This window comes from Tardiphaga sp. 839_C3_N1_4, from assembly GCF_051811045.1.
Taxonomy (GTDB): domain Bacteria; phylum Pseudomonadota; class Alphaproteobacteria; order Rhizobiales; family Xanthobacteraceae; genus Tardiphaga.
In genome coordinates this window covers 6,164,197-6,185,417 of the sequence record NZ_JBPWQD010000001.1, presented here as the reverse complement: position 1 = coordinate 6,185,417, position 21,221 = coordinate 6,164,197, and the positions used below count along the sequence as shown (strand labels likewise).

Annotated in this window: 23 protein-coding genes; 14 read left to right on the top strand and 9 right to left on the bottom strand. The window is 61.7% G+C overall.

Annotated features, from left to right (window positions below; translation table 11 throughout):
- Nucleotides 1-29: 29 nt before the first annotated feature.
- Entirely contained in the window at nucleotides 30-782 is a 753-nt protein-coding gene (locus tag AB8A38_RS29520) for an SDR family NAD(P)-dependent oxidoreductase (RefSeq protein ID WP_439088420.1), read from the top strand.
- A 90-nt stretch (nucleotides 783-872) separates the two neighbouring features.
- Here the strand turns inward: AB8A38_RS29520 and AB8A38_RS29515 are convergent, their stop codons facing one another.
- Together AB8A38_RS29515 and AB8A38_RS29510 are read right to left on the bottom strand one after the other, a co-directional pair.
- Nucleotides 873-1,217 (bottom strand): hypothetical protein, encoded by a 345-nt coding sequence (locus tag AB8A38_RS29515; RefSeq protein WP_439088419.1) that lies wholly within the window; start codon nucleotides 1,215-1,217, stop codon nucleotides 873-875.
- Between the two features lie 126 nt (nucleotides 1,218-1,343).
- Entirely contained in the window at nucleotides 1,344-2,171 is an 828-nt protein-coding gene (locus tag AB8A38_RS29510; protein WP_439088418.1) for a transglutaminase domain-containing protein, read from the bottom strand.
- A 272-nt stretch (nucleotides 2,172-2,443) separates the two neighbouring features.
- Between AB8A38_RS29510 and AB8A38_RS29505 the strand changes: the two genes are divergently transcribed.
- The 5 genes from AB8A38_RS29505 to AB8A38_RS29485 all read left to right on the top strand — a co-directional run bounded on the left by AB8A38_RS29505 (nucleotide 2,444) and on the right by AB8A38_RS29485 (nucleotide 4,517).
- Nucleotides 2,444-2,707 carry a hypothetical protein gene (locus tag AB8A38_RS29505; protein WP_439088417.1) on the top strand — a complete coding sequence of 88 codons (264 nt, stop codon included), beginning with the start codon at nucleotides 2,444-2,446 and terminating at the stop codon, nucleotides 2,705-2,707.
- Nucleotides 2,704-3,000, top strand: a complete 297-nt coding sequence (locus tag AB8A38_RS29500; protein WP_068736086.1) for a hypothetical protein — start codon at nucleotides 2,704-2,706, stop codon at nucleotides 2,998-3,000. Before AB8A38_RS29505 ends, AB8A38_RS29500 begins: the two co-directional genes overlap by 4 nt.
- A 62-nt stretch (nucleotides 3,001-3,062) precedes the next feature.
- A complete protein-coding gene (locus AB8A38_RS29495) occupies nucleotides 3,063-3,242 on the top strand; it encodes a hypothetical protein (protein WP_068736084.1) in 180 nt (59 codons plus the stop codon).
- A 15-nt stretch (nucleotides 3,243-3,257) separates the two neighbouring features.
- A complete protein-coding gene (locus tag AB8A38_RS29490) occupies nucleotides 3,258-3,533 on the top strand; it encodes a DUF1488 family protein (RefSeq protein ID WP_439088416.1) in 276 nt (91 codons plus the stop codon).
- Nucleotides 3,534-3,602: 69 nt separating this feature from the next.
- Nucleotides 3,603-4,517 carry a tetratricopeptide repeat protein gene (locus tag AB8A38_RS29485; RefSeq protein ID WP_439088415.1) on the top strand — a complete coding sequence of 305 codons (915 nt, stop codon included), beginning with the start codon at nucleotides 3,603-3,605 and terminating at the stop codon, nucleotides 4,515-4,517.
- Nucleotides 4,518-4,564: 47 nt separating this feature from the next.
- On the opposite strand, the gene AB8A38_RS29480 is transcribed toward AB8A38_RS29485, so the two are convergent.
- A complete protein-coding gene (locus AB8A38_RS29480) occupies nucleotides 4,565-5,680 on the bottom strand; it encodes a tlde1 domain-containing protein (RefSeq protein ID WP_439088414.1) in 1,116 nt (371 codons plus the stop codon).
- 499 nt (nucleotides 5,681-6,179) lie between these two features.
- On the bottom strand, nucleotides 6,180-6,881 hold the full coding sequence (locus tag AB8A38_RS29475) for a DUF899 family protein (protein WP_439088413.1): 702 nt from the start codon (nucleotides 6,879-6,881) through the stop codon (nucleotides 6,180-6,182).
- A gap of 155 nt (nucleotides 6,882-7,036) precedes the next feature.
- Between AB8A38_RS29475 and AB8A38_RS29470 the strand changes: the two genes are divergently transcribed.
- Nucleotides 7,037-7,558, top strand: a complete 522-nt coding sequence (locus AB8A38_RS29470; RefSeq protein WP_315842863.1) for a DUF6886 family protein — start codon at nucleotides 7,037-7,039, stop codon at nucleotides 7,556-7,558.
- 164 nt (nucleotides 7,559-7,722) lie between these two features.
- On the opposite strand, the gene AB8A38_RS29465 is transcribed toward AB8A38_RS29470, so the two are convergent.
- Entirely contained in the window at nucleotides 7,723-10,272 is a 2,550-nt protein-coding gene (locus AB8A38_RS29465; RefSeq protein WP_439088412.1) for a diguanylate cyclase, read from the bottom strand.
- A 181-nt stretch (nucleotides 10,273-10,453) separates the two neighbouring features.
- On the opposite strand from AB8A38_RS29465, the gene AB8A38_RS29460 reads away from it, so the two are divergent.
- Together AB8A38_RS29460 and AB8A38_RS29455 are read left to right on the top strand one after the other, a co-directional pair.
- Complete coding sequence (locus AB8A38_RS29460) at nucleotides 10,454-10,957, top strand: RrF2 family transcriptional regulator (RefSeq protein ID WP_089264972.1); 504 nt, start codon at nucleotides 10,454-10,456, stop codon at nucleotides 10,955-10,957.
- A 38-nt stretch (nucleotides 10,958-10,995) separates the two neighbouring features.
- Nucleotides 10,996-11,460 carry a carboxymuconolactone decarboxylase family protein gene (locus tag AB8A38_RS29455; RefSeq protein WP_439088411.1) on the top strand — a complete coding sequence of 155 codons (465 nt, stop codon included), beginning with the start codon at nucleotides 10,996-10,998 and terminating at the stop codon, nucleotides 11,458-11,460.
- 111 nt (nucleotides 11,461-11,571) lie between these two features.
- Here AB8A38_RS29455 and AB8A38_RS29450 read toward each other — a convergent pair whose 3' ends face one another.
- Nucleotides 11,572-12,546, bottom strand: coding sequence for a Bug family tripartite tricarboxylate transporter substrate binding protein (locus AB8A38_RS29450; RefSeq protein ID WP_439088410.1), 975 nt, complete (start codon nucleotides 12,544-12,546; stop codon nucleotides 11,572-11,574).
- A 294-nt stretch (nucleotides 12,547-12,840) separates the two neighbouring features.
- On the opposite strand from AB8A38_RS29450, the gene phhA reads away from it, so the two are divergent.
- Complete coding sequence (gene phhA, locus AB8A38_RS29445) at nucleotides 12,841-13,728, top strand: phenylalanine 4-monooxygenase (RefSeq protein ID WP_439088409.1); 888 nt, start codon at nucleotides 12,841-12,843, stop codon at nucleotides 13,726-13,728.
- Here the strand turns inward: phhA and AB8A38_RS29440 are convergent.
- Nucleotides 13,714-14,163 carry a helix-turn-helix transcriptional regulator gene (locus tag AB8A38_RS29440; protein ID WP_068736063.1) on the bottom strand — a complete coding sequence of 150 codons (450 nt, stop codon included), beginning with the start codon at nucleotides 14,161-14,163 and terminating at the stop codon, nucleotides 13,714-13,716. The two genes, phhA and AB8A38_RS29440, sit on opposite strands and share 15 nt — an antisense overlap.
- A gap of 370 nt (nucleotides 14,164-14,533) precedes the next feature.
- Between AB8A38_RS29440 and AB8A38_RS29435 the strand changes: the two genes are divergently transcribed.
- Nucleotides 14,534-15,910: an outer membrane protein gene (locus AB8A38_RS29435; RefSeq protein WP_439088408.1), complete on the top strand. Its 1,377-nt coding sequence runs from the start codon at nucleotides 14,534-14,536 to the stop codon at nucleotides 15,908-15,910.
- 51 nt (nucleotides 15,911-15,961) lie between these two features.
- On the opposite strand, the gene AB8A38_RS29430 is transcribed toward AB8A38_RS29435, so the two are convergent.
- A complete protein-coding gene (locus AB8A38_RS29430) occupies nucleotides 15,962-17,470 on the bottom strand; it encodes a glycosyltransferase family 39 protein (protein ID WP_439088407.1) in 1,509 nt (502 codons plus the stop codon).
- A 7-nt stretch (nucleotides 17,471-17,477) separates the two neighbouring features.
- The gene (locus AB8A38_RS29425) at nucleotides 17,478-18,611 is read right to left on the bottom strand and encodes a glycosyltransferase family 2 protein (RefSeq protein ID WP_315842871.1); all 1,134 of its coding nucleotides are present in this window, start codon (nucleotides 18,609-18,611) and stop codon (nucleotides 17,478-17,480) included.
- A 94-nt stretch (nucleotides 18,612-18,705) separates the two neighbouring features.
- Here AB8A38_RS29425 and AB8A38_RS29420 point away from each other — a divergent pair, with 94 nt between their 5' ends.
- The 3 genes from AB8A38_RS29420 (at nucleotide 18,706) to AB8A38_RS29410 (ending at nucleotide 21,211) form a co-directional block, all read left to right on the top strand.
- The gene (locus AB8A38_RS29420) at nucleotides 18,706-18,939 is read left to right on the top strand and encodes a hypothetical protein (RefSeq protein ID WP_439088406.1); all 234 of its coding nucleotides are present in this window, start codon (nucleotides 18,706-18,708) and stop codon (nucleotides 18,937-18,939) included.
- Nucleotides 18,940-19,064: 125 nt separating this feature from the next.
- A complete protein-coding gene (locus AB8A38_RS29415) occupies nucleotides 19,065-20,372 on the top strand; it encodes a M20/M25/M40 family metallo-hydrolase (RefSeq protein WP_439088405.1) in 1,308 nt (435 codons plus the stop codon).
- A gap of 35 nt (nucleotides 20,373-20,407) precedes the next feature.
- Nucleotides 20,408-21,211, top strand: a complete 804-nt coding sequence (locus AB8A38_RS29410) for a DUF72 domain-containing protein (protein ID WP_439088404.1) — start codon at nucleotides 20,408-20,410, stop codon at nucleotides 21,209-21,211.
- The last annotated feature ends 10 nt before the right edge of the window (nucleotides 21,212-21,221 follow it).

Genomic DNA, 21,221 nt, shown 5'->3' with positions numbered 1-21,221 from the left:
TACTGAAGCATCCAAGAGGGATCACGACCATGACCAAGACATTCGAAGGCAAAGTTGCGCTGGTGACCGGCGGCTCAAAGGGCATCGGCGCTGAGATTGCCATTCAACTGGCCGCCGGGGGCGCTGCCGTCGCCGTCAATTACGCATCCAGCAAGAAGGGCGCCGACGAGGTCGTCGCGAAGATCACCGCCCAAGGCGGCAAGGCCGTCGCCGTGCACGGCAATCTCGCCGAACCGGACGGTGCGAAATCCGTGGTGGCCGAGACGGTCAAGGCGTTCGGGCCGATCGACATTCTCGTTAACAATGCGGGCGTCTACGAATTCGCCCCTCTCGACAGCATTACGCCGGAGCACTTTCACAGGCATTTCGATCTAAACGTGCTCGGGCTGCTGCTCGCCTCCCAGGAAGCGGCCAGACACTTCAACGCCAATGGCGGCAGCATCATCAACATCTCATCAGGCGTCTCGACCATCACCCCGCCGGGCTCGGCGGTCTACACCGCGACCAAGGCCTCGGTCGATGCGATCACGTCGGTCCTGGCGAAGGAGCTTGCGCCGCGCAAGATCCGCGTCAACGCCGTCAATCCCGGCATGATCGCGACCGAGGGCGTGGTGTCAGCCGGATTCCATGAAGGCGACATGCGCAAGTGGATCGAATCCGTCACGCCCATGGGCCGCATCGGCAAGGTTGAGGAGATCGCTTCGGTCGTGGCTTTCCTGGCCTCCGATGCTGCATCTTACGTGACCGGCGAAACGCTGCACGTTACTGGCGGATTCAGATAACGCGCAGTTCGACGGTTCTTCGGACATACCTCAAAGGCGGCGCAATCGGCGCCGCCTTCTTCGTTCGCGCCAAACCTGATCCGCGTTGCCTCAATCATCATCACCGCTGGCCGGCGGCATCGACGGTGTCTGCATGCGATCCGGAGCCGAAGGCTGTGCGCGCTCGCGCATTGGCATATGCCCACGCGTCATCTGGGCTTGATTGTTGGCCGACTGCGGAAAGAACACATCGTAACAGGCGCGGCTCAATCGCGGTCCTGCGTTGCGCAGACAGTTTTCTACCCGCCCCTCATCCGGCATCGCGGATGTACAGAGGCGAAACGCATCGGGCGTGCAGGCTTCGCGCTGTGCGTCCGTGCCGGTGCCCAAAGCCGCGGCGCTGGAACCCGCAATCAACGCCACGGCGGTCGTCAGGCTTGTCAGAGTGTTTGCCATCGGTCCTGTCCTTACGAAGCAATGACAGGTGAAATTCTCAGCGGCGTGCTCGGTTCCTCCCTGGCCGCTCACCTGCTGCTGAAAATGCAGGCTTAAGCGAGCGTAATGACAGAACCGACAAAGCGATCAGTTGGCAGGCTGAGCGCCTTCTTCGATCTCGTCGGTCCACACCTTGAAACTCACCAGCGTGTTCGGCCCAAAAGTTTGCGTGATCGGCACATCCGCGGCATCGCGGCCCTGCGCGATCAACACGCGGCCGATGCGCGGGATGTTGTTGCGGGCGTCAAATGTATACCAGCGGCCACCGATATAGGCTTCGAACCAGCCAGCGAAATCGCCGTCGGCCCATGGCTTCGGCATACCGATGTCACCGAGATAGCCGGTGCAGTAGCGCGCTGGAATATTCATGCAGCGGCAGAAAGTGATGGCCAGATGCGCATAGTCGCGGCAGACGCCCTTCCCCTCGTTGTAAGCGTCCCAGGCGGTCTTGGTCGCGCGTGCGTGCTCGTAACCGAACTGGATATGGTTGTGCACAAAATCGCAGATTGCCTGCACGCGCGCCCAGCCAGGCACAGTCTTCTCGAACAACTGCCAGGCGACGTCCGACAGCCGATCCGTCTCGCAGTAACGGCTGCCAAGCAGATAGACGATCGTCTCGGCCGGCAGATCCTCTACCGCGTGCTGGATGGCCGACGGCACGATGATATCCGGCTTGCCGCTATCGTTGACGATCCCGTCGGCTTTGAACGTGATGCGGCCCGTCGGCGCGACGATGCGGCTGCACCAGTTGCCAAAGCCATCGCGATAGGGCGTGATCGGCACAGCCGGGCTCGTGGTGAGATAATCCGGCACGACGACGTCCGAGGCACGCGTGAAATGCGTTCCCATCACGATCATCACAGGCGTCGGCTGAGGAAAATCATAGATCATCTCGTAGCCAACACGGATCTTCATGCGAAACACCTCATCCCGGTAGGATCTTTGATTTCAAAGGCACCGCAAGCGTCGCCCGCTACGCGACGATCTTGCGAGAAAACTCGGCGCAAGCGTCGGCGAGACCATCGTCAATGTCGGATACATCCTCGAAATGGCGACGAAACGTCCGATAACAAGACAATGGGCCCGATATTCGGCAAAATGCCGGATTGCTCAAAGAAATCGATGGCTAATGCCTGTGAATAGGCGCACGCTAATCTCATGCCAGATCTCAGCAGCGACATGCGCGCGTGACCACGAGATCGCGCCGTGAGACCGTTACTTTCAAGCATCCTTTCCAGTTGAAGGACGTTGATCGTTTGATCCCGGCAGGGTCGTATGACGTCATCACCGATGAGGAGATGATCGAAGGACTCTCCTTCGCCAGCTATCGGCGCACGGCGACCATGATCATAGTGCCTGGTGCACCGCCCCATACAAGTTCCATGGAGATGATCTCCATTGGGTCGCTTGAGCTGGCGGATGTGCAGCGCATCGATGCGAGCGCACCATGACCGACACTCCCGTCGAGCTGGATAGCCGCCGCGGCATGGCGGCACAGAAAGCCACCGATATCCGGCGTAGTCTTGCCGAAGTCGAATCCAATGCCGCAGCACTGCGTGAGCGGCAGCTGGCACTCGAAGAGCAGTTACTGACCACGCCGGCCACCACATGGCCTGAGGCTGCAGCGAAGGCGCGCTACGTCCTCAATCTCTACGGCGCATCGCTCAGCGCACAGGATACCCAGCACCGCGATCTGATCGCCATCGTTCTGGACGATTTTACGCGGCTTGCCGCCAACGACTGATCCCATCATTACGCAGGTCGCAGCGATCCCGCAGCAGCCAGCGCTCAACCGAAAGCATCCTCATGCAGAACCTCTTGCACCGTCACGTTCAAGTCGCAGAATCTCTCCGCCTCGGCGTCGAGTCCGGCTGGTACAGCACCAAGATCAGCGGAACCTTTGTTACGGGCCCACATCCCACCGAGGCCGAATGCTTGCGCAAGATCGCTGAACTCAACCCTGTCGTGCCGAAGCGCAAGGCCTAACGCGGGAAGACGACGATGGCGCTTACACACGGTGTTTTCCAAAGCTTCGAATATAATCGCATGGTCGTCCTGTTCTCGATGATGAATGACGCGACTGAAGTGACATGCGCGATCAGCACCAGCGCGATGGACGAGCTCGAAAAGGTGGCACGCACCAAGCCCGAACAGCGCGAGGAGCAATTCATCCGGTTGCGTGATCGCATCGAGGCCTGCGCGGCACGCAAATTCGCGAATTCCGAATTTGAGGGAAGACCACCGGGCATCGTGCTCCGCAGCATCGATTTCCGGTAGCCTCTCCCACCATTGAACCCTTCCTCCTCGCGGTGTGACCAACGCCTGTCTCACGCGAGAGGTCGAGCCATGCGCCACTTTCCAAGCCTGAACCGTTGCGCCATCCGCGTCCTGTTCGCTGCCATGCTGGCGAGCGCAGCAATGCCGATCGCGCAAGCTGCCGCCGACGATGCACAGCAATGTACCGATGCCTCCGGCGTCCTGGCGATCGCGGCCTGCGACCGCGCCATCGCGTCGGGCAATTACAGCGGACGCCGGCTCGCGGAATTGCACTTCAATCGCGCCTTCGAATATCACGAGCGGCACGAAAGCGGCCCTGCCATGGCTGCCTTCGACGAAGCCATCCGCCTGAACCCGGATTATGCCCGCGCCTATTTCATGCGCGGAAATCTCTGGCTCGCCCGCGGCGATAACGACCGCGCCATCAGCGACTTCAGCGTGGCGCTCGGTCTCGATCCCAACAATACCGATGCCTATGTCAATCGCGGTGTCGCCTGGTACGCCAAGGACGATAACGACCGCGCTATTGCCGACTACGACATGGCGATCCGTCTCAATCCGCAGGAAGGCGGCGCCTATAGCAATCGCGGCGGCGCCTGGCTTGTGAAGGGCGATCATGCGCGCGCCATCGCCGATTTCGGCGAAGCAATCCGGATCAATCCGAACGACCCCTGCCCGGTGTTCAACCGCGGCTTCGCCTTCAGCCTGAAGGGGGACAACGATCGTGCCATCGCCGACTACAACGAGGCGATCCGCATCGCACCGACCTATGTGGCGGCGCTGACCAATCGTGGCAGCGTGTGGTCCGACAAGGGCGACAACGACCGCGCCATGGCCGATTTCAATGCGGCGCTGCGCATTAATCCGAAATACGCCAAGGCGCTCTATCTGCGCGGCATGACACGGCTTGAAATGGGCGACAGTACGGGCGGCGCGGCAGATGTCGCGAGTGCACGGAAGACCGATCCGAAGGTCGGCTCATAGTCACTGAACGCGCATCGCCTTGATCGGCGACACGTCAGTCATATCGATCAGTCGAGTTTGGCAACCACGATGAGGCGCTTCACTTCGCCGTTGCGATAGGCCTGGAGGAACTTGTTGTAATCCCGGAACGAGACGCAGCCGTTGGAATCGCCATTGGGGCCGAGCATGTAGGTATGCGCGAGTAGACCCGTGCGGCCATGGATCGCGCCCTCGCCGCCCACCGGCGTCAGGCGCAGCGCGGCCACACCATGGAACAGAGCCTCGCGCGGCTTCAGATCATAGATGTGCGGCGGCGTCACGCCGCGCATCTTCTCATGGGCATAAGCGGGATTGTCGAGACGGCTGCCGAGGCCGGAATGCGCTTCCAGCTTGGTGCCGTCGGGCATGTACACTTTACGCGCGGAGATGTCGTAGACCGCGGTGGTGCGATCGCTCAGGGTAGGCTCATTGCTGGCCGCCGCATCGGTGCCGTTGCTCAGCACGCCACCGTCGGAGCCTGCATAAGCGAGCACAGGGCCCGACTGCGGAGCGTTGCCACCGAACAGTTTTTCAAAGACGTTGAAATTGCCGGACTTGGGCTGCGCAGCCAGCGCCAGCCGCGCCTTCTGAACCAGCGAGTCGTGGCCGTAGGCACCGCCCCTGGCGGCGCTGGCCTGTGCGACCGGCTGCGACGGCGCTTGTGTTGTCTGCTGCGGCGCGGACGGCGTACGGGCATCGGAGGGTCGCGCGGCCGGCATCGGAATGCTGTCGACGAGCTGGCGTACCGTCGGTGCCGGCTGCATCAGTGCGACTTCCTGCGGCTTCGCGGCTGGTGCAGGTACAACAGCTTCAGAAGCCGGGTTGCGCTTGACGAAGCGCTCGGGCGCGGCGCCCATCGAATAGGTCGGGTCGAACCAGGCGACCTGACGCTTCGGTTCGGTCTGCGCGGCAGCGAGCGGCGCATTGACGGCCGGCTCGAAACGCTCGGAGAAGGATGTGCGGTGTTCGGTGCGTGAGAAGCGGCCGTCGAAGCGCTCGGCGAAGGACGACTGGCCAACGCCTGCATCATTGCCGAGATTGGCGGAGACCATCGCAGGCTCCACGCCATTCTGGAAAAGCTTGCCGGCGAGCGTCCATCCACCGGTCAATGCGACGGCGGCAAGAGCTGCGCCCGTCACGAACATGCGTGAACTGGATTTAGACACCTGGTGCGGGCCTCGGCGTGAGGGTGCAGAATGGTTCAACGCACGTTTACTGCTGCTCATACGCCTGACGTCCAACACACGTTTACTAAGCTCCCTGCCCGTTGTGCCTGACGAGACACACAGGTCTCGAAAAGCACCGCACAGGGATGCGAAACGCCATTAAGGCGAGTTTTAGTTAAATGCGGATTAATTGGAGGTCCCCCACCGATACCTACCTAAAGGCCTGCCAATCATGGCCTTTTTGAGTAAGTGAAAGGACAAATTCGGGGAACCTGCGAGAGCTCTAGAGCTCTCGCAGGCCGGTCTCAGGCGCGCTGGGGTTTTGGGTCACGCCCGGCCCGAACTATTGGCGCGCTGTGATTAGGCCATTGGCCTAGTGTGGGGCTGTTGCGCCGGGAGCCATGTCCGCTACGGCGGTCTCCCGGCAACGCTTATGATCCTCTTTCAGGGAGCTATTGGCTACCAAACCACAGAAACCTCAATAGCTTAGCTTCGGATACCAGTCGGTGCCCCGCCCCTCCGGCGTAACGTCCAGAATCGTCCAGAGCGGCATCAGATCCGGCGCCCCGCGCGGGTCTTGGCCGGGATCGGCCGTGGATCCATCCATCTCGCCGCTCCAGAAATGGCGAACCTTGCCGCTGCGGCGGGTGAAGACGTTGAAGGCAGCGTCGTCGCCACCGTCCTTGGTCAGCCCGTGATAGTCACGGCTGAATTCGCCGGAGGTGTCCGAGAACAGCGGCAGGTAATGCCAGCCACGCTGCTTCTTGAAGGCGACCAGCCGCTCGATCGGCGAGCGCGCCACAACGGCCAGCGCCACGCGCTGAGTAATGTCAGGCACCTCGCCGTCCCAGGCCGACAGCAGCGATGTGCACATCGGACAAGGTTTCTCGCGCTGCGGCCCATACATGTAGGAGTAGATGACAAGCGTCTGCTTGTCGCCGAACAGACCCGCGAAATTCACGGGGCCCTTCTCGCCGATGAAGCCGTAGTCCTTGGTCACCTCGCCGCCATCTGGCAGCGCACGACGCAGCTCCGCGACGCGCTCGATCTGACGCCGTAGTTCGATCTCCTCGACAAGCAACGCATTACGCGCATCGCGGTATTCACGGCTCTCATTGGGATAGCGAAAACTGGCCTTCTTCACGAGTTCGGGCGCAGGCGTCAGGCTGGAACCGGTCATGACATGATCCTCCCTTGGTGAATTTCAACGTGTTCCGTCTGAAAGACGTTCCGGGACCGGCCGATCCGACATGACAAAGCAACAAGTTCATTGTGCGCGGTTCAAGAGTCCGCATCGCAGTTGACGCCCTGCACGCCGACGCCCATGAGTGCGCCATGCGCCTGTTTCATTTCAGCGACGAGAACAACATCGAAGTCTTCATGCCACGGCCGGTGAAGGTGGCAACGCCTCGCGCCCAGGGACAAGAGTGGCTCAACGGTCCCCTGGTCTGGGCGATCGATGACTGGCATGCGCCGATGTATCTGTTCCCACCAGACTGCCCGCGTATTTTTGTCTGGCCGACAGCGAGCACGACGCCGGAATACCTCACGGCCTACAAGAAGATGACCACCTGCCGCATGGTTGCGCATATCGAACTCAGCTGGCTGGACAGACTCTCCCATACCACCATCTATCGCTACGAGCTTTCGCCGGACGGGTTTGAAGCGCTGGACGATGCGGGTATGTGGATTTCGCGCACGCCTTCCATGCCGCTGAACATGGAGCGGATCGACAACATCGAAAAGGCACTGGAAGCCGCCGGCGTCGAATTGCGCGTCCTGCCGTCCCTGAAGACGCTGGCGCCCTTGTGGGAGACATCGCTGCATGTCAGCGGCATTCGCCTCCGCAATGCATAGGACGGATCGATCGAGCTGCCTTAAACCGACAAAGCATGCCTGGATTTCAGAAGCCGTAGGATCGTAGCATCTTCGCGACATTCGTCGCTCGTTGTCGCGATGTGTGACGGGTATAGCTTCAGCGAAGTGCCGACGTTTTATCCATCTCACAATGACCCACGAGCTCAGGCCGCAGTATCGGCCTTCGCACGGCGATGACTGACCACGACGCGGTTGCGACCCTCACGTTTGGCCTCGTAAAGTGCGGCGTCGGCGGCCGCGAGCAGGTCGTCACCGTTAGCGACGTGCACCGGCATCACTGCCAGACCGATCGACAGTGTGACGCCATCGAGCATGGCCGATGGCAGCGTCACCTGCATGCGATGCACGGCATCGAGCACCTGCTGCGCCCGCTGCGCTGCAACCTCGACCGTGACGCCCGGCATCAGCATCAGGAACTCCTCGCCGCCGAACCGGCCGATGATATCCGAGGCGCGCGTCGTCTCGCGCAATATCCTGCCGAGGCCGCGCAGCACGGCATCACCCGCCTCATGGCCGTGACTGTCATTGATACCCTTGAAGTGATCGATGTCGAGCATCGCCAGCGCGAGCGGCTTGCCGTCCTGCTGGCTGCGCGTGGTCTCGCGCACCAGGGCATCTTCGAGGTAGCGGCGGTTGTGAAGATCCGTCAGCGGATCGCGCACCGCCTGCTGACGCAGTAACTCGCGGAGTTCGAGATTGGCCATCGCCAGCGACACCTGTTCGGCCAGCATCGTCGCCAATTGATCCGTCCCCTCACCGAACACAGAGGTATGCTCGCGATACAGCAGACCAAGCAGGTTGTTCTGCGCGATCAGCGGCTGACAAACGAACCCCGTACCGGTGATACCGCACGGACCGGCATGATTGCAGACCAATCCCTGACTCGCCTCTGAAATCGGGAATGTCGTGCCGCGACGCAGCGCCCAGCAGTCATCGACCGGAAACGATACCGCATCGGCCTGTAGTGCGCCCCAATGGGCGCCGCGCTGAACTGCGTTGCGTGCGTTACTTAGATAGTACAGCGCGCCCGCCTCTTCCGTGAACAGGTAGCCTGCATAGGTCTGAACCGCCGCAAAAATCTCTTCGCGCGACTGACACGACTGCAGCACGCCCGAGAGTTCAGTGAGCAGCACGATTTCCTTGGCGCGAATTTCCGATAATTGCAGCGAGGTCGTCAGCCGTTCGTTGGCCTCCTCCATAGCCTGCGCATGTGCCCGCCGCTCCGCCTCGACAGCAAGTGCGTCGGTCTTGTCCTGGATCACCCAGAGGATATCGCCGGTAGCCAGCGGCTTGCCATAGGCATCCACCAGCAGCGTGGAGCCGTCGCTGCGGCGCAGATGCAGTTCGACTTCCGTCGCCATGGCGCTGTCACGAATACGATTCAACGCGGCATCGAACGCCTCCCCGTCCGCCTTCGTCGCAACCAACTCGTCGATCGTGTTGCCGGGAAGCGCAGTGGAGCTGCGACCGCAAAGTTCGGCGATCCGGCGATTGCCGCGCAGGATGCGATGGCCGGCCGTAAACAGGATGCCTGCCAGCGGATTGTCGACCAGCGCGCGCTGCTCGGCATCGAGCGTGCTGAGATTGCCGGACAACCGGCGCGACCGCATCGTGATCACGGCGAGCAGCATCATCAAGAGGCTGATGGCGCTGCCGCTAGCGAGGACGACGTTCGGCACTATATGGCTGACCTCGTAGATCGAGCCGGGATTGGCGGTGAACAGGACGCGCCATACGCGCTCGCCGACAACCAGCGAACGATCCGCCGAGATCCCCGCCGACATCACCATCTGCGTCACGAGACCGAGATTTGGCTCAAGACTGTCATACATGAGGGTCGGAGTGACGGTCGCATCTTCCGGCTCGCCAATCATGACGCCTTCCGGCGTCGGCTTGGCATAACCGCGATCAACCACCTGGATATGCATTTGCTGCAGCGTGCGCGGATCGAGGATGCCGCGCATCAGGTCATTGGTACGATAGACCGATGCAACGAAACCGTGGAGCGCTGCGTTTCGCTGCGAGACGGTCTGCGTGGGCTCGCCGGCCCGGTAGATCGGTGCGCGGATAATGAAGCCGAGACCACCCGAGGTGTCCTGCACCAGTTTGACCGGCGGCGTCGCGACAATCCGGCCGGTCTCCGCGGAACGCCGCAGCGAGTCCAGCTGTGCAGGATTGGCGCCGGCATCGAAGCCCAGCGCACTTTCGTTGCCGCGCATCGGCTCTACGAATTCGACCACGTTGTAGATTGATCGTGGCCCCGGCGGACGCAGGGCGAAATCCGGCTGTCCGGAATGCTCGAGGCTCTTGTCGGCACGAACTTCGGCAACGAAGGCATCGAGATGGTCCGGCGTCACATGACGCAGCGACTGCAAGGCCTGGAAGCCGGGATAGCGGCGGCCAAGATCGAGCACATCGATGTAGCGTCGGAACTGGGCGCGATCGACACGGCCAATCGAGGCGTACAACCCCTGCATGCTGACCAGTACTTCGGCGTGGGTGCGCAGCCGTTCGCTGATCGCATTGGAAATATCGACGGCGTCGGCAGCGAAGCGACGCTGCATATCGGCCGCGATCAGGCGTTCCGAGAATTCGCGAATGGCGAATGTCGCGGCAAGGCCGGCTCCGAGAATGGCAGCTGCAACGAAAGTCGTCCGCGGCGCCTGCGGCGCCAGCAAGTCACGCAATGCCATGTCGAGTTCCCTGAACTGACCCGGCCCCCGGCTTCGGATCACAGTACCTAGGTCGGGTGATACCGGCATCGGGATTTAGATTCTGTTGCGCTGCCCACCCGCGAACCACCTCAGGACCGGACACTTGACGACATCCTTAATCACGGATAATAATTATCCACGATAGAGGTGGAATAAAGCCATGAAGATGAGCGACGGGGTTGAGCAGGCGATCCACAGCGTGGCCATGCTCGCAGGCCTGCAATCGAACGGCGTGTTGTCCGCCGGCGCCCTCGCCGAATTTCATGGCGTGTCCACCAGCTATCTCCTGAAACACCTGCAGGCGCTTTCGGGCGCCGGCTTGCTCATCGCACAGCCTGGCCCGACCGGCGGCTATCGCCTTGCCCGGACGCCAGACCAGATCACCCTGCTCGATGTCGTCCTTGCCGTTGAGGGCGATGCGCCGGCCTTCCGCTGCAGTGAAATCCGCCAGCGCGGCCCCAATCCCCTGCCCGGCAAACCGACGGCGCCCTGCGGCATCAATGCCGCGATGCTGCGAGCCGAGCGCGTCTATCGCGATGAGCTGGCCAAGGTGAGCATCGCCGACGTGCTCGGCGATCTCCGCGCCAAGGACACCGACGGCGCCATCGCCGCCCGCGGCTGCGCCTTTCTGGAACTCAACGAACGACGCCGTAACGCCAACTGAAGCCTGAAGCCTGAAACCGCACACCAAGGAGAAAGACCATGCAAGCCCGTCTCAACATCGCCAAGGCCGCCCCCGACGCCTACAAGGCCGTCGCTGCGCTCGATCAATATGTTGTCAAGGAAAGCGGCCTCGAGCCTGCGATCGTCCATCTCATCAAGCTCCGCTCATCGATCATCAATGGCTGTGCCTTCTGCGTCGACATGCATGTGAAGGAATCCCGTCACGACGGTCTCAGCGAGCAGTGGATCAACATGATGTCGGTCTGGCACGAATCGACGGTCTATACGCCGCGCGAACGTGCCCTCCTCGCCTGGGTCGATGCCGTCACGCTGATCGCGCAGACCCGTGCACCCGATGCCGATTATGAAGCGCTGCGCGCGCATTTCTCGGAAGAGGAATGCCTCAAGATCACGGTGGCGATCGGCGCCATCAATGTCTGGAACCGTCTTGCCGTCGGCTTCCGCGTTCCGCACCCGATCGAGAAGTCGAAAGCTGCTGCCTGAACACAGGCTTCAGCAGATCATCGACAAGCAAAAGGCCGGGTTGAAACGTCAACCCGGCCTTTCCTGGCTTCTGCTTGGCCCGACCAATGTGTCAGGCAACATGGCTAGTGGTCAGAAAAGCTTCGCGCCAGACGCATCCACGACGCGTCCCCAGCGGGCGTAATCGTCCTTGATCGTCTTGGCGAAAGCCTGAGACGTCGAGGTCGTGATGCTGAGGCCCTGCTTTTCCAAGCGCTCGCGAACATCCGGCAGTGCGCCGATGCGCACCACTTCGACGTTCAGGCGATCGACGATGGCATCGGGCGTCCCTGCAGGTACGACGAGGCCGAACCAGGAGTCGACGACAAAGTCAGCCACGCCTGCTTCCGCCGGCGTCGGCACATCAGGAAGCTGCGACGAGCGCTCGCGGCTGGTAATCACGAGACCCTTGACCTTGCCGTCGCGGATCTGCGGCGCCAGCACCGTCAGCGTGTCGAAAGACAGGTTCACCTGATTTCCGAGCAGCGCATTCACAGCCGGAGCGCTGCCCTTGAACGGCACGTGCAGCAGATCCGTCTCTGTCAGGCTCTTGAACAGCTCGCCGCTCAGATGGCAGAGCGTGCCGGGTCCGCACGACGAATAGGTGAACTTGCCGGGCTCACGTTTGGCCGCAGCGACGAGCTCCTTGACTGATGACACCGGCGTATCCGGGCTGGCCGCGAGCACGTAAGGCACCGACGTCAGCATGGCCACCGGCGTGAAGCTCTTGAAGGGGTCGTAAGAGATGGTCTTGTTGATATGCGGCAGGATCGTGAGCTGCCCTGCAGGCGCCAGCGACAGCGTGTAGCCATCTGGATCCGCCTTGGCGACAGCGTCGGCAGCAATAGCCGTACCGGCACCAGCCTTGTTCTCGACCACAATGGTCTGCTTCAGCGCCTCGCCGAGCTTGTCGGCATAGACCCGTGCGGTGATGTCCGCAGCGCCACCCGGCGGGAACGGAACGATCAGCTTGATCGTCCGGCTCGGCCAGTTGTCAGCGAAAGCCCCTGTTGCGCCGGAAACCAGCAGCACTGCCGCGAAAGCGCCTGAGAGGAAGCGAGAAGACATGACGGACCGCACGGTCGTATTCCTTATGATCGATGATGAGAGTATTTTGCCCGTGGCTCCCGCGAGGTTTCGCAGAGATTTCGCAATCATTTCAGCGATGTGGGAGCACGTTTGTTACCACTGAAAATGTCATCGAGACGGGTTTCCGACAAGGAAACGCCTTTGCAAATAAGATCTGGACGATGGTGGATTGCTATCGTCGGATGGGCGGATGCGAGAAGTTGCTTCTTTTGACGGAACTATTCGGCAGCGGAACCTTATGTCCTGATGGGACCGTCGGAGTGGGAGAGCGTCATGACCGAGCTGGATCATTCGACCGAAAAGAGCCGCTACCTCAACGCCCCGAAACGCCCTGACTTCACGCTGGACCAGGACTGGAGGTCCTACTCCGCCGCCGAGCACGATCGCTGGGACCGTCTGTTCGCCCGCGCGCAGACCGTCCTTAAAGGCCGTGCCTGCGACGAATTCCTCGCCGCACTGAAAACGCTGCAGCTGTCCGAATCCGGCATTCCCGATCTGGAGAAACTGAGCGCACGTCTAAAGCCGCTGACTGGCTGGCAGATCGTGCCGGTTGCCGAACTGGTGCCTGACGAGATCTTCTTCGATCATCTTGCCAATCGCCGCTTCCCGGCCGGCGCCTTCATCCGCCCCGAACACGAAATGGACTACCTGCAGGAGCCCGACATCTTCCACGACGTCTTCGGGCACGTTCCGCTATTGGCGAACCCGGTCTATGCCGACTTCATGGAGGCCTATGGAAAAGGCGGCCAGCGCGCGATGGCGCTCGGCCAATTAAAAAACTTGGCACGATTGTACTGGTACACGGTGGAGTTCGGATTGATGAAGAGCGCGGACGGGTTGCGCATCTTCGGCGCCGGCATTCTGTCGTCAGCAACAGAGTCGGTCTTCGCCCTGGAAGACGCCTCGCCGAACCGGATCACGTTCGACCTCGAACGCGTGATGCGGACAAACTACATCATCGACGATTTCCAGCAGAGCTATTTCGTCATCGAGAGCTTCGAGAAACTGCTGCAGGACAGCTATCAGGATTTCGGCGCACTCTATACCCGCCTGGCCAAAGCAGACGACATCGCGGCCGACGAGGTAACCCCTAAGGATCACGTCATCAGCCGCGGGACGCTGGACTATTTCAAGCGCAAGCGCGCGTCAGCCATTCATTGACTGGATGCGGAATTTGGCCGGCGACGCGCCGAAGCGCCGACGGAAGCTACGGTGGAAATAGGATAGTTCGTTGAAGCCACAGGCGGCCGCGACTTCGCTGATCTTCAGGCTGCACTGCCGATCGCCGGTCAGCATGCTGCGGGCTTTTTCAAGCCTCAGCTCCATGATGCGATCGGTGATGCTGAGGCCTGAGCCCTGCAGCAGGTCCTGGACGTAGCGGACGGACAGGCCGAGCTTCTCGGCGACCACCCGGGTTGAGAACTGCTGGTCAGCAAAGCTCTCATTGATCTGGTTGATCACGCTGGCGATCCGCGCTCCGCGCAGGCCGCCGACCTCGGTGAGGTTCACGGGGTCCGGCTTTTCGATGCTGTGCACCTTGGCACGGTCGGATCCAAAGTCGGAGTGGCTGCTGAATGCGAGATTTGTGTTTTCCATGTTCCCAATCACCGCCCATTTCAATGTGTGCGGAGATAGGTCGTCCGGACCCCTGACTTTGGTTCAACGCCGACGACGATAATTTATCATCCTTTGAAACCATAGTTGCGCACTGCGCCCCGGTGATGACCCGTCAGTCGTTGGCCGGTGGTCGTCGTGTGGTCCCGCGATCGCGCTCCCCAGTAGTACTTCCAGGTGAGACCGGGCAGCGACAGCCGCTCACAATGCGACGCCAAATGCGCGATCCAGCACGAGTCACGCGCTTACGACCACGACGAGAGCGGTATTTTTATACATGGTCGCTGCCGAAATGACGCGCGAAGCAGCCCCGATTCCTCGAAGGCCGCCAGCGCACCTGCAAGGAAACGACATGAAACAGCTTCTCCTCGGCACCATCGGCATCCTCAGCCTCGGCAATGCCGCCATCGCCGCAGACGTGCCGACCCGCGCCTACACCAAGGCCCCCGTGATCGATCCTGCCTATAACTGGACCGGCTTTTATGCCGGCGTTCATGCCGGTTACGGTCTCGGCGGGACCGAATTGCAGATCCTGAATATCCGGACCGACGGCGCTCTGGGCGGCATTCAGGCCGGCTACAATCAACAGATCGGCAACCTGCTGCTCGGCATCGAGGCCGACATCAGCTTTAGCGGCATCAAGGGCAATCGCACGGTAAACGTCCTGAACCAGGCCACCCTGTCCCAGACGTCGCAAATCAACTGGCTATCGACTGTGGCCGGACGCGTTGGCTTCGCCAATGGCCGCTGGCTCACTTACGCCAAGGGCGGCTTCGCCTGGGCCAATGAAGATCACAGTTACGACGTTCAGGTTTCAGTGCCGGTGCCGGACAGGATCACACTGTCCGGCAGTGAGACGCGTCGGGGTTGGGTCGTCGGCGCCGGCATGGAATACGCCCTCGCCAACAGCTGGTCGCTCCGCGGCGAGTATAATTTCATCAGCTTCCCCGACCACGACTTCGACTTTAACGGCACGCGAGCCTCCACCGGGTCGATCGTCTCCACGGCGTCGACCAAGCAGACGCTGCATCTCATCAAGCTCGGCGCGAACTACCAGTTCGGCGCTCCGAACGAGGCCAAGCCGATCCCGCCGCTGCAATACGCACAGTCGGGATTCGACTGGACCGGGCTCTATCTCGGCGCACAGGCCGGCTACGGATCGGGACAGGGCAACTGGCGTGACTACACGCCGGTTGGCAAGTTCGCGATGACCGGCGGCTTCGGCGGCGGCCAGATCGGTGCCAATGTGCAGCTCGGCGTCATCGTCATGGGTGTAGAAGGTGAACTGGTCGGCGGCGATATCGGCGGCGGTACCCGCACCAACCTTGATAACAATGTCGACGTGCGCTCGCGCACCGAATGGCTTGCAATGGCCACCGCACGCATCGGCATGGTGACCAACGAGCGCTGGCTCACCTATCTCAAGGGCGGTGTCGCCGTCGCCGGGGATCATCACGCCATATCACTGTCGTCGGGCCCGCAATACGCAAATCTCGACGGATCCCGCCTTCACACCGGTTATGTGGTTGGCGCCGGCGTGGAATACGCCTTCGCACCAAACTGGTCCGTCAAGGCGGAGTACAACTACATCGGCTTCGGTCACGACAAAGCGAGCCTCGAAGGCGTGATCAACGCGCCTCCGACCGTCGGCTCCTATTATTTCAATGCCGATATTGCGCAGACCATGCAGCTCGGAAAGATCGGCGTGAACTATCACTTTGCGCCATAAACGCGACAGCCGACCACCATCGCGCCATCAAGCGCATGGTGGTCGCGCCTCCTAGCGCGGCAACATCTCGGGTGGTGGCGACCGATCAAGTACGTCACCTTTCGCGCCTTCCAGCAGATTCAGCTCGACGTTCTCCACGACCAGCGGGCCGCGTTTGCGTTTGAGGTCAGCCACTTTCTCGATATTCGCAAAAGCCGCCCGCCATTCCGGATTGGCCGCAGCATTTTGCTCACCCACCAGCAAAAGCTTGCCGGCCAGCTGCTCTGCACTCGGCTCCGGCATGTTCACCCAGCGAATGCGCTGGGTGCGCTGGAAGACACAGGTCCCCTTCGGCAGATAGAAGGTCAGCCAGCCTGTGGTGCCGTAATCGGGCGCCACCACGCATGTGGCCCCGACACGGGCGCGAACCGCCTCGACGTCGGCCGCCAGCTCGACGAACCCCACGCCGATGCTGCGTACTGTCGCGTCACGCTTGTAGCCGGATAGCAGACCCGTATTGGCCTGCACCACCAGTGCCGTGAACATGACGACGCCGGTCGGCCCCGCCCAGCGCACGCAAAAATCCACCGTGCGCTGCTCGCGCGGCTTCCATTGCACGATGGTTGCCGCGACGGCAGCAATGATGGCCAGCGTCGGATAGACCGGCGCGAACCAGTTGGCCTCGACGCGGCTGTGCAGCGCATGCCAGCCGAAATACAGCACGATGACCCAGAACATCGCATTCAGCAGCACCCGCGCCGGCCACGCTCCAGGCTTGCGGACGGCCAGGGCATAGAGACCCATCACGCCGAGAATGAACACCAGCGGTGTCGCGAAGGCGAATTGCGTCGGAATCAGTTCAGCGATGAAAGCCGGATTGAAGTGATCGATCCGGGCGCGTCCAAGTTGCTTGATGAAAGACACCCAGCCATGTTCGGCATTCCAGAACAGCACCGGCGAGAACACCGCGAGCGCGACCAGACCGCCGAGATAGGGCCATGGCGAGATCAACCAGCGCCGCATCTTCGGCACCGCAATCAACCAGATCAGGATCGCCGGCCCGAAAAACAGTGCGGTATATTTCGATAGCAGCGCTACGCCGACGGCCAGGCCCACCGCGAGCCACCACGCGCCCTGCCCGGTGGCCAGCACCTGGGCCAGCGCCAACAACACGAAACTCGAAGCGACCAGTACCGGCGCGTCCGGCGTGACGATCATCAAGCCGACCGACGTGATCATCGTCGCATTGAGCAGGATCACCGCCGTTGACGCGGTCCGTCGACCGCCGAACAGCAACTCGGCCGTGCGATACACCGCCCAGCTCATCGGCAACGCCAGCAGGACCGAGACGACGCGTACACCGAATTCGGTATCGCCCGCGATCATGGTGCCGAGCCGGATCACCACCGCGACCATCGGCGGGTGATCGTAGTAACCGCCGGCCAGATGCTTCGACCACATCCAGTAATAGGCTTCGTCGAAGGTCAGCGGCGTCCATGCGGCCGCCGCGAGCCGCAGCAGCACCAGACCGACGACCACGGCCGCGGTGCCGCGAACCAGCCGCAGTTCCTGCGTGGTCATCCAGCGATCACCGTTTCCGCCACACGAACAGGCCGGACATCCCGTAATTCCAGACCACGCCCATCAGCGCGCCGGCCGCACCGGCCAGCCACCAGATAGGCTCCTGGTCGAAGACCGACCAAGCCACGCCGACATTGGCGAGCAGACCCACGCTGCAGACCACGTAGAAGATCAACAGACCGCGGATGATGCCGAGACCTTTCAGCCGCTGGTCGCGATAGGTGAGGAAATTGTTGAGCAGGAAGTTGCCGGTCATAGCGCAAAGCGCCGCAATGGCCTGCGCCTCGGCGAATGGCGCATCGAAGACTTCAAGTGCGACGAACAGCACGGCGAAATGCACGAACAGACCGATCGAACCGACCAGCGCGAACAGCAGGAAGCGCAGCGATACGGTATCGTTGGTCAGCTTTGCCAGCACGAGGCCCAGGAAATCGAGCGCCACCATGGAATCGAGCTTGCTCTCGCCATGCAGCCGCGAACCGAAGGTGTAAGGCACTTCGATGACGCGCAGGTCGCCCCCGGCTGTCGCCACGACATCGAGCAGAATTTTGAAGCCCTGAGTGGACAGTCTCGGTGCCAGTTGTTCAAAACGATCGCGGCGGATCATGAAGAAGCCGCTCATCGGATCGGCGATCTCGACCTTCAGCACCCGCTGCGCGACCGCGGTCGCGAACTTGCTGGCACCGAGCCGCTGCTGATTGAAACTGTCGGCGCTGCCGCCCTCGATATAGCGGCTGCCAATCACCAGTTCGGCGGCGCCGCTCTCGATCAGACCAAGCATCTTGCCTAGCTGGGTCTCATCGTGCTGCAAGTCTCCGTCGATCACGGCCGCGCAGGGCGCGCTGGAGGCCAGCATGCCCTCAATGCAGGCGCCGGACAGGCCGCGCCGGCCGATGCGCCGGATGCAGCGCACGCGCGAGTCACCCCGCGCCAGCTCACGTACCGCGTCGGCCGTGCCGTCCGGCGAATTGTCGTCGACGAAAATGACTTCCCAGGAAATGCCGACCAGCGCCGCGTCCAGCCGCTGCACCAGGGTGGCGACATTGCCGCGCTCGTTGAAAGTGGGGACGACGACGGACAGCTGCAGCGGAGCGCCCGCCTGCAATATCTGTCCGGGCCCCGGTCTGATGGCTTCGTTCATGGCGCCAGCATATATCTGCCGCGCCGGACCATGCCAAGGCGGACAGGGAACGGCGAGGCCTTAACAGGCGCCGGAACAAGCCATCAGAGGGGGAATGGCCAAAAGCGGCCCAGAAATGCCAACGACCCCCAACAACAGGCGCACGTACATCCGGCGCACCGAGCTATTCAAGGTCGTTCCAGCGCCGGAGCTGTTAAGCATCGACGTCGCCGTTGGAAACAAGATAGGGATGCTGGAGCCGTTCCGCAAGGGTGTCCGGCACGTTTCAACGCCACAGTCCGGCCGCAAGACCGCACTCTGGCACCATTCTGTTGCTGGCGAGCTATAGCCAGTCTTGCCCGTGCCCGCTACCTTGCCCCGGTCAACAGCGGCGCGTTCGCGCGGTTTTCTGAGGCGGAAGCCCCGCCTGAACCGCGACCACAATCGTCTCCGCGCGTGATAATCGGAGATGCCATGCGACGCTCGCTCGGACCATGCCTATTCGCTGCATCGCTGACGATGGCATCCTTCGGCACCAGCCATGTCACCGCGCAGACAATTGATACCGTCACGACGACACTGCTGTCCGATTCGCGCGTCATGGCTGCGCTCGAGGCCATCAAGGCCGACGACGCCCGCACCCTGAAAGAGCAGATCCGGATCACCGAGATTCCCGCGCCCCCGTTCAAGGAGAACGTGCGCGGCAACTACATTCTGTCACGGTTTCAGGAGCTGGGCTTCAAGGACGCCGTGATCGACGCCGAGGGCAATGTGATCGCCCGGCGCAAGGGCACCGCCGGAACGCCGAAGCTGGTCATCTCCGCACATCAGGACACGGTCTTTCCCGAGGGGACCGATGTCACGGTGAAAGAAAAGGACGGCGTCTATCTGGCGCCGGGGATCGGTGACGACGCCCGTGGGCTCGCGGCCCTGTTGTCTTTGATGCAGACCCTCAACACGCAGCAGATCGCGACGGTCGGGGACGTCATGTTCGTCGCCAGCGTCGGCGAAGAAGAGCTGGGCAATCTGCGCGGCGTCAAAGCCCTGTTTCGCGACAACAAGGACATCGACGGCTTCATCTCGATCGACGGCCTCGGCGTCACGCGCATCGTCAACCAGGGAACAGGAAGCCACCGCTACGAGATGATCTTCAAGGGTCCGGGCGGTCACAGTTTTCAGGAATTCGGCTTGCCGAGCGCGACCCATGCGCTGGGCCGCGCGGTCGCGAAAATCTCGGAGCTGCAGACACCCGCGGATCCAAAAACCACCTTCACGGTCGGAACGGTGAATGGCGGCACATCCGTCAACGCCATCGCTGCCGAAGCACGCATGACGATCGACATGCGATCGAATTCGACCGAAGAACTGTTGAAACTCGAAGCGAGGCTTCTCGATCAGGTGAAGGACGCAGTTGGTGAAGAAAACAAGCGCTGGGGATCGGACAAGATCACTGTCGAGATCAAACTGATTGGCGACCGCCCGGCGGGCCTTGTCGCAGAAGACTCTCCCCTCGTGCAGGCGACCGCGCGCGCCGTGACCGCACTGACCCGGGCGCCCCATGTCACCTTTGCCGGTTCCAGCACGGACTCCAATCTCGCGATGTCACTCGGCATCCCTGCGGTGACCATCGGCGGCGGCGGCCAGGGCGGCAACTGGCATTCGCGCAATGAATGGTACAAGCCCGTCGACGCTTATATCGGGCCGCAGAATGCACTGCTGACGATGCTGGTGCTGACCGGCGTGGAGGGCATGACCAAGCCGGTGCTGCCGGCGCGGCAGTGAGTAACACGGCGAATACTGAAAGGATCGGCCTCACAATGGTTGCGAAATCCGGACAAATCCGTATCGGCATCGGCGGCTGGACTTTCGCGCCGTGGCGCGGGGTGTTCTACCCGGAGAAACTCACGCAAGCGAAGGAGCTCAACTATGCCGCGTCCAAGCTGACCTCCATCGAGATCAATGGGACCTTCTACGGCTCGCAGAAGCCGGAGAGCTTTCGCAAATGGGCGCGCGAAGTGCCGGATGATTTCGTATTCTCGCTCAAGGGCCCCCGCTTCGCAACCAATCGCCGGGTGCTCGCCGAAGCCGGCGAAAGCGTGAACCGTTTCTACGATTCCGGCGTGCTCGAACTCGGTGACAAGCTCGGACCCGTTCTGTGGCAATTCGCGCCGACCAAGAAATTCGACGAAGCCGATTTCGGGAAGTTTCTCGAATTGTTGCCGACAGAGCTCGGTGGGCGCAAGCTGCGCCATGTGGTCGAGGTCCGCCACGACAGTTTCTGCGTGCCGGCCTTCATTGCGCTGCTACGTCAGTTCAAGACCCCGGTGGTGTTCTCCGAACACGCCACCTACCCGGCCATCGCCGATGTCACTGGCGACTTCGTCTATCTGCGTTTGCAGAAGGGGGAAGACAGCATCAAGACCGCCTATCCGCCAAAGGCACTGGATGCCTGGGCCAAACGCTTCGAGACCTGGGCCAGCGGCGGCGAGCCAACCGACCTCCCGCGCGTCGATGACGCCAAGATCAAGAAACAACCACGCGACGTGTTTGCCTATGTCATCCACGAGGCCAAGGTGCGTGCACCGCATGGTGCCATGGCGCTGATCGAGCGAGTGACGTAGCAGCCAGCGG

What these genes read in the sequence shown, in the direction of transcription:
- AB8A38_RS29475 (WP_439088413.1), bottom strand. Translation starts at nt 6,881, where the DNA reads ATGACCGGTTCCAGCCTGACGCCTGCGCCCGAACTCGTGAAGAAGGCC.
- AB8A38_RS29425 (WP_315842871.1), bottom strand. Translation starts at nt 18,611, where the DNA reads ATGAACGAAGCCATCAGACCGGGGCCCGGACAGATATTGCAGGCGGGC.
- AB8A38_RS29430 (WP_439088407.1), bottom strand. Translation starts at nt 17,470, where the DNA reads ATGACCACGCAGGAACTGCGGCTGGTTCGCGGCACCGCGGCCGTGGTC.
- AB8A38_RS29455 (WP_439088411.1), top strand. Translation starts at nt 10,996, where the DNA reads ATGCAAGCCCGTCTCAACATCGCCAAGGCCGCCCCCGACGCCTACAAG.
- AB8A38_RS29515 (WP_439088419.1), bottom strand. Translation starts at nt 1,217, where the DNA reads ATGGCAAACACTCTGACAAGCCTGACGACCGCCGTGGCGTTGATTGCG.
- AB8A38_RS29470 (WP_315842863.1), top strand. Translation starts at nt 7,037, where the DNA reads ATGCGCCTGTTTCATTTCAGCGACGAGAACAACATCGAAGTCTTCATG.
- AB8A38_RS29460 (WP_089264972.1), top strand. Translation starts at nt 10,454, where the DNA reads ATGAAGATGAGCGACGGGGTTGAGCAGGCGATCCACAGCGTGGCCATG.
- AB8A38_RS29410 (WP_439088404.1), top strand. Translation starts at nt 20,408, where the DNA reads ATGGTTGCGAAATCCGGACAAATCCGTATCGGCATCGGCGGCTGGACT.
- AB8A38_RS29500 (WP_068736086.1), top strand. Translation starts at nt 2,704, where the DNA reads ATGACCGACACTCCCGTCGAGCTGGATAGCCGCCGCGGCATGGCGGCA.
- AB8A38_RS29440 (WP_068736063.1), bottom strand. Translation starts at nt 14,163, where the DNA reads ATGGAAAACACAAATCTCGCATTCAGCAGCCACTCCGACTTTGGATCC.
- AB8A38_RS29435 (WP_439088408.1), top strand. Translation starts at nt 14,534, where the DNA reads ATGAAACAGCTTCTCCTCGGCACCATCGGCATCCTCAGCCTCGGCAAT.
- AB8A38_RS29480 (WP_439088414.1), bottom strand. Translation starts at nt 5,680, where the DNA reads ATGTTCGTGACGGGCGCAGCTCTTGCCGCCGTCGCATTGACCGGTGGA.
- AB8A38_RS29450 (WP_439088410.1), bottom strand. Translation starts at nt 12,546, where the DNA reads ATGTCTTCTCGCTTCCTCTCAGGCGCTTTCGCGGCAGTGCTGCTGGTT.
- AB8A38_RS29495 (WP_068736084.1), top strand. Translation starts at nt 3,063, where the DNA reads ATGCAGAACCTCTTGCACCGTCACGTTCAAGTCGCAGAATCTCTCCGC.
- AB8A38_RS29485 (WP_439088415.1), top strand. Translation starts at nt 3,603, where the DNA reads ATGCGCCACTTTCCAAGCCTGAACCGTTGCGCCATCCGCGTCCTGTTC.
- AB8A38_RS29420 (WP_439088406.1), top strand. Translation starts at nt 18,706, where the DNA reads ATGGCCAAAAGCGGCCCAGAAATGCCAACGACCCCCAACAACAGGCGC.
- AB8A38_RS29465 (WP_439088412.1), bottom strand. Translation starts at nt 10,272, where the DNA reads ATGGCATTGCGTGACTTGCTGGCGCCGCAGGCGCCGCGGACGACTTTC.
- AB8A38_RS29490 (WP_439088416.1), top strand. Translation starts at nt 3,258, where the DNA reads ATGGCGCTTACACACGGTGTTTTCCAAAGCTTCGAATATAATCGCATG.
- AB8A38_RS29415 (WP_439088405.1), top strand. Translation starts at nt 19,065, where the DNA reads ATGCGACGCTCGCTCGGACCATGCCTATTCGCTGCATCGCTGACGATG.
- phhA (WP_439088409.1), top strand. Translation starts at nt 12,841, where the DNA reads ATGACCGAGCTGGATCATTCGACCGAAAAGAGCCGCTACCTCAACGCC.
- AB8A38_RS29510 (WP_439088418.1), bottom strand. Translation starts at nt 2,171, where the DNA reads ATGAAGATCCGTGTTGGCTACGAGATGATCTATGATTTTCCTCAGCCG.
- AB8A38_RS29520 (WP_439088420.1), top strand. Translation starts at nt 30, where the DNA reads ATGACCAAGACATTCGAAGGCAAAGTTGCGCTGGTGACCGGCGGCTCA.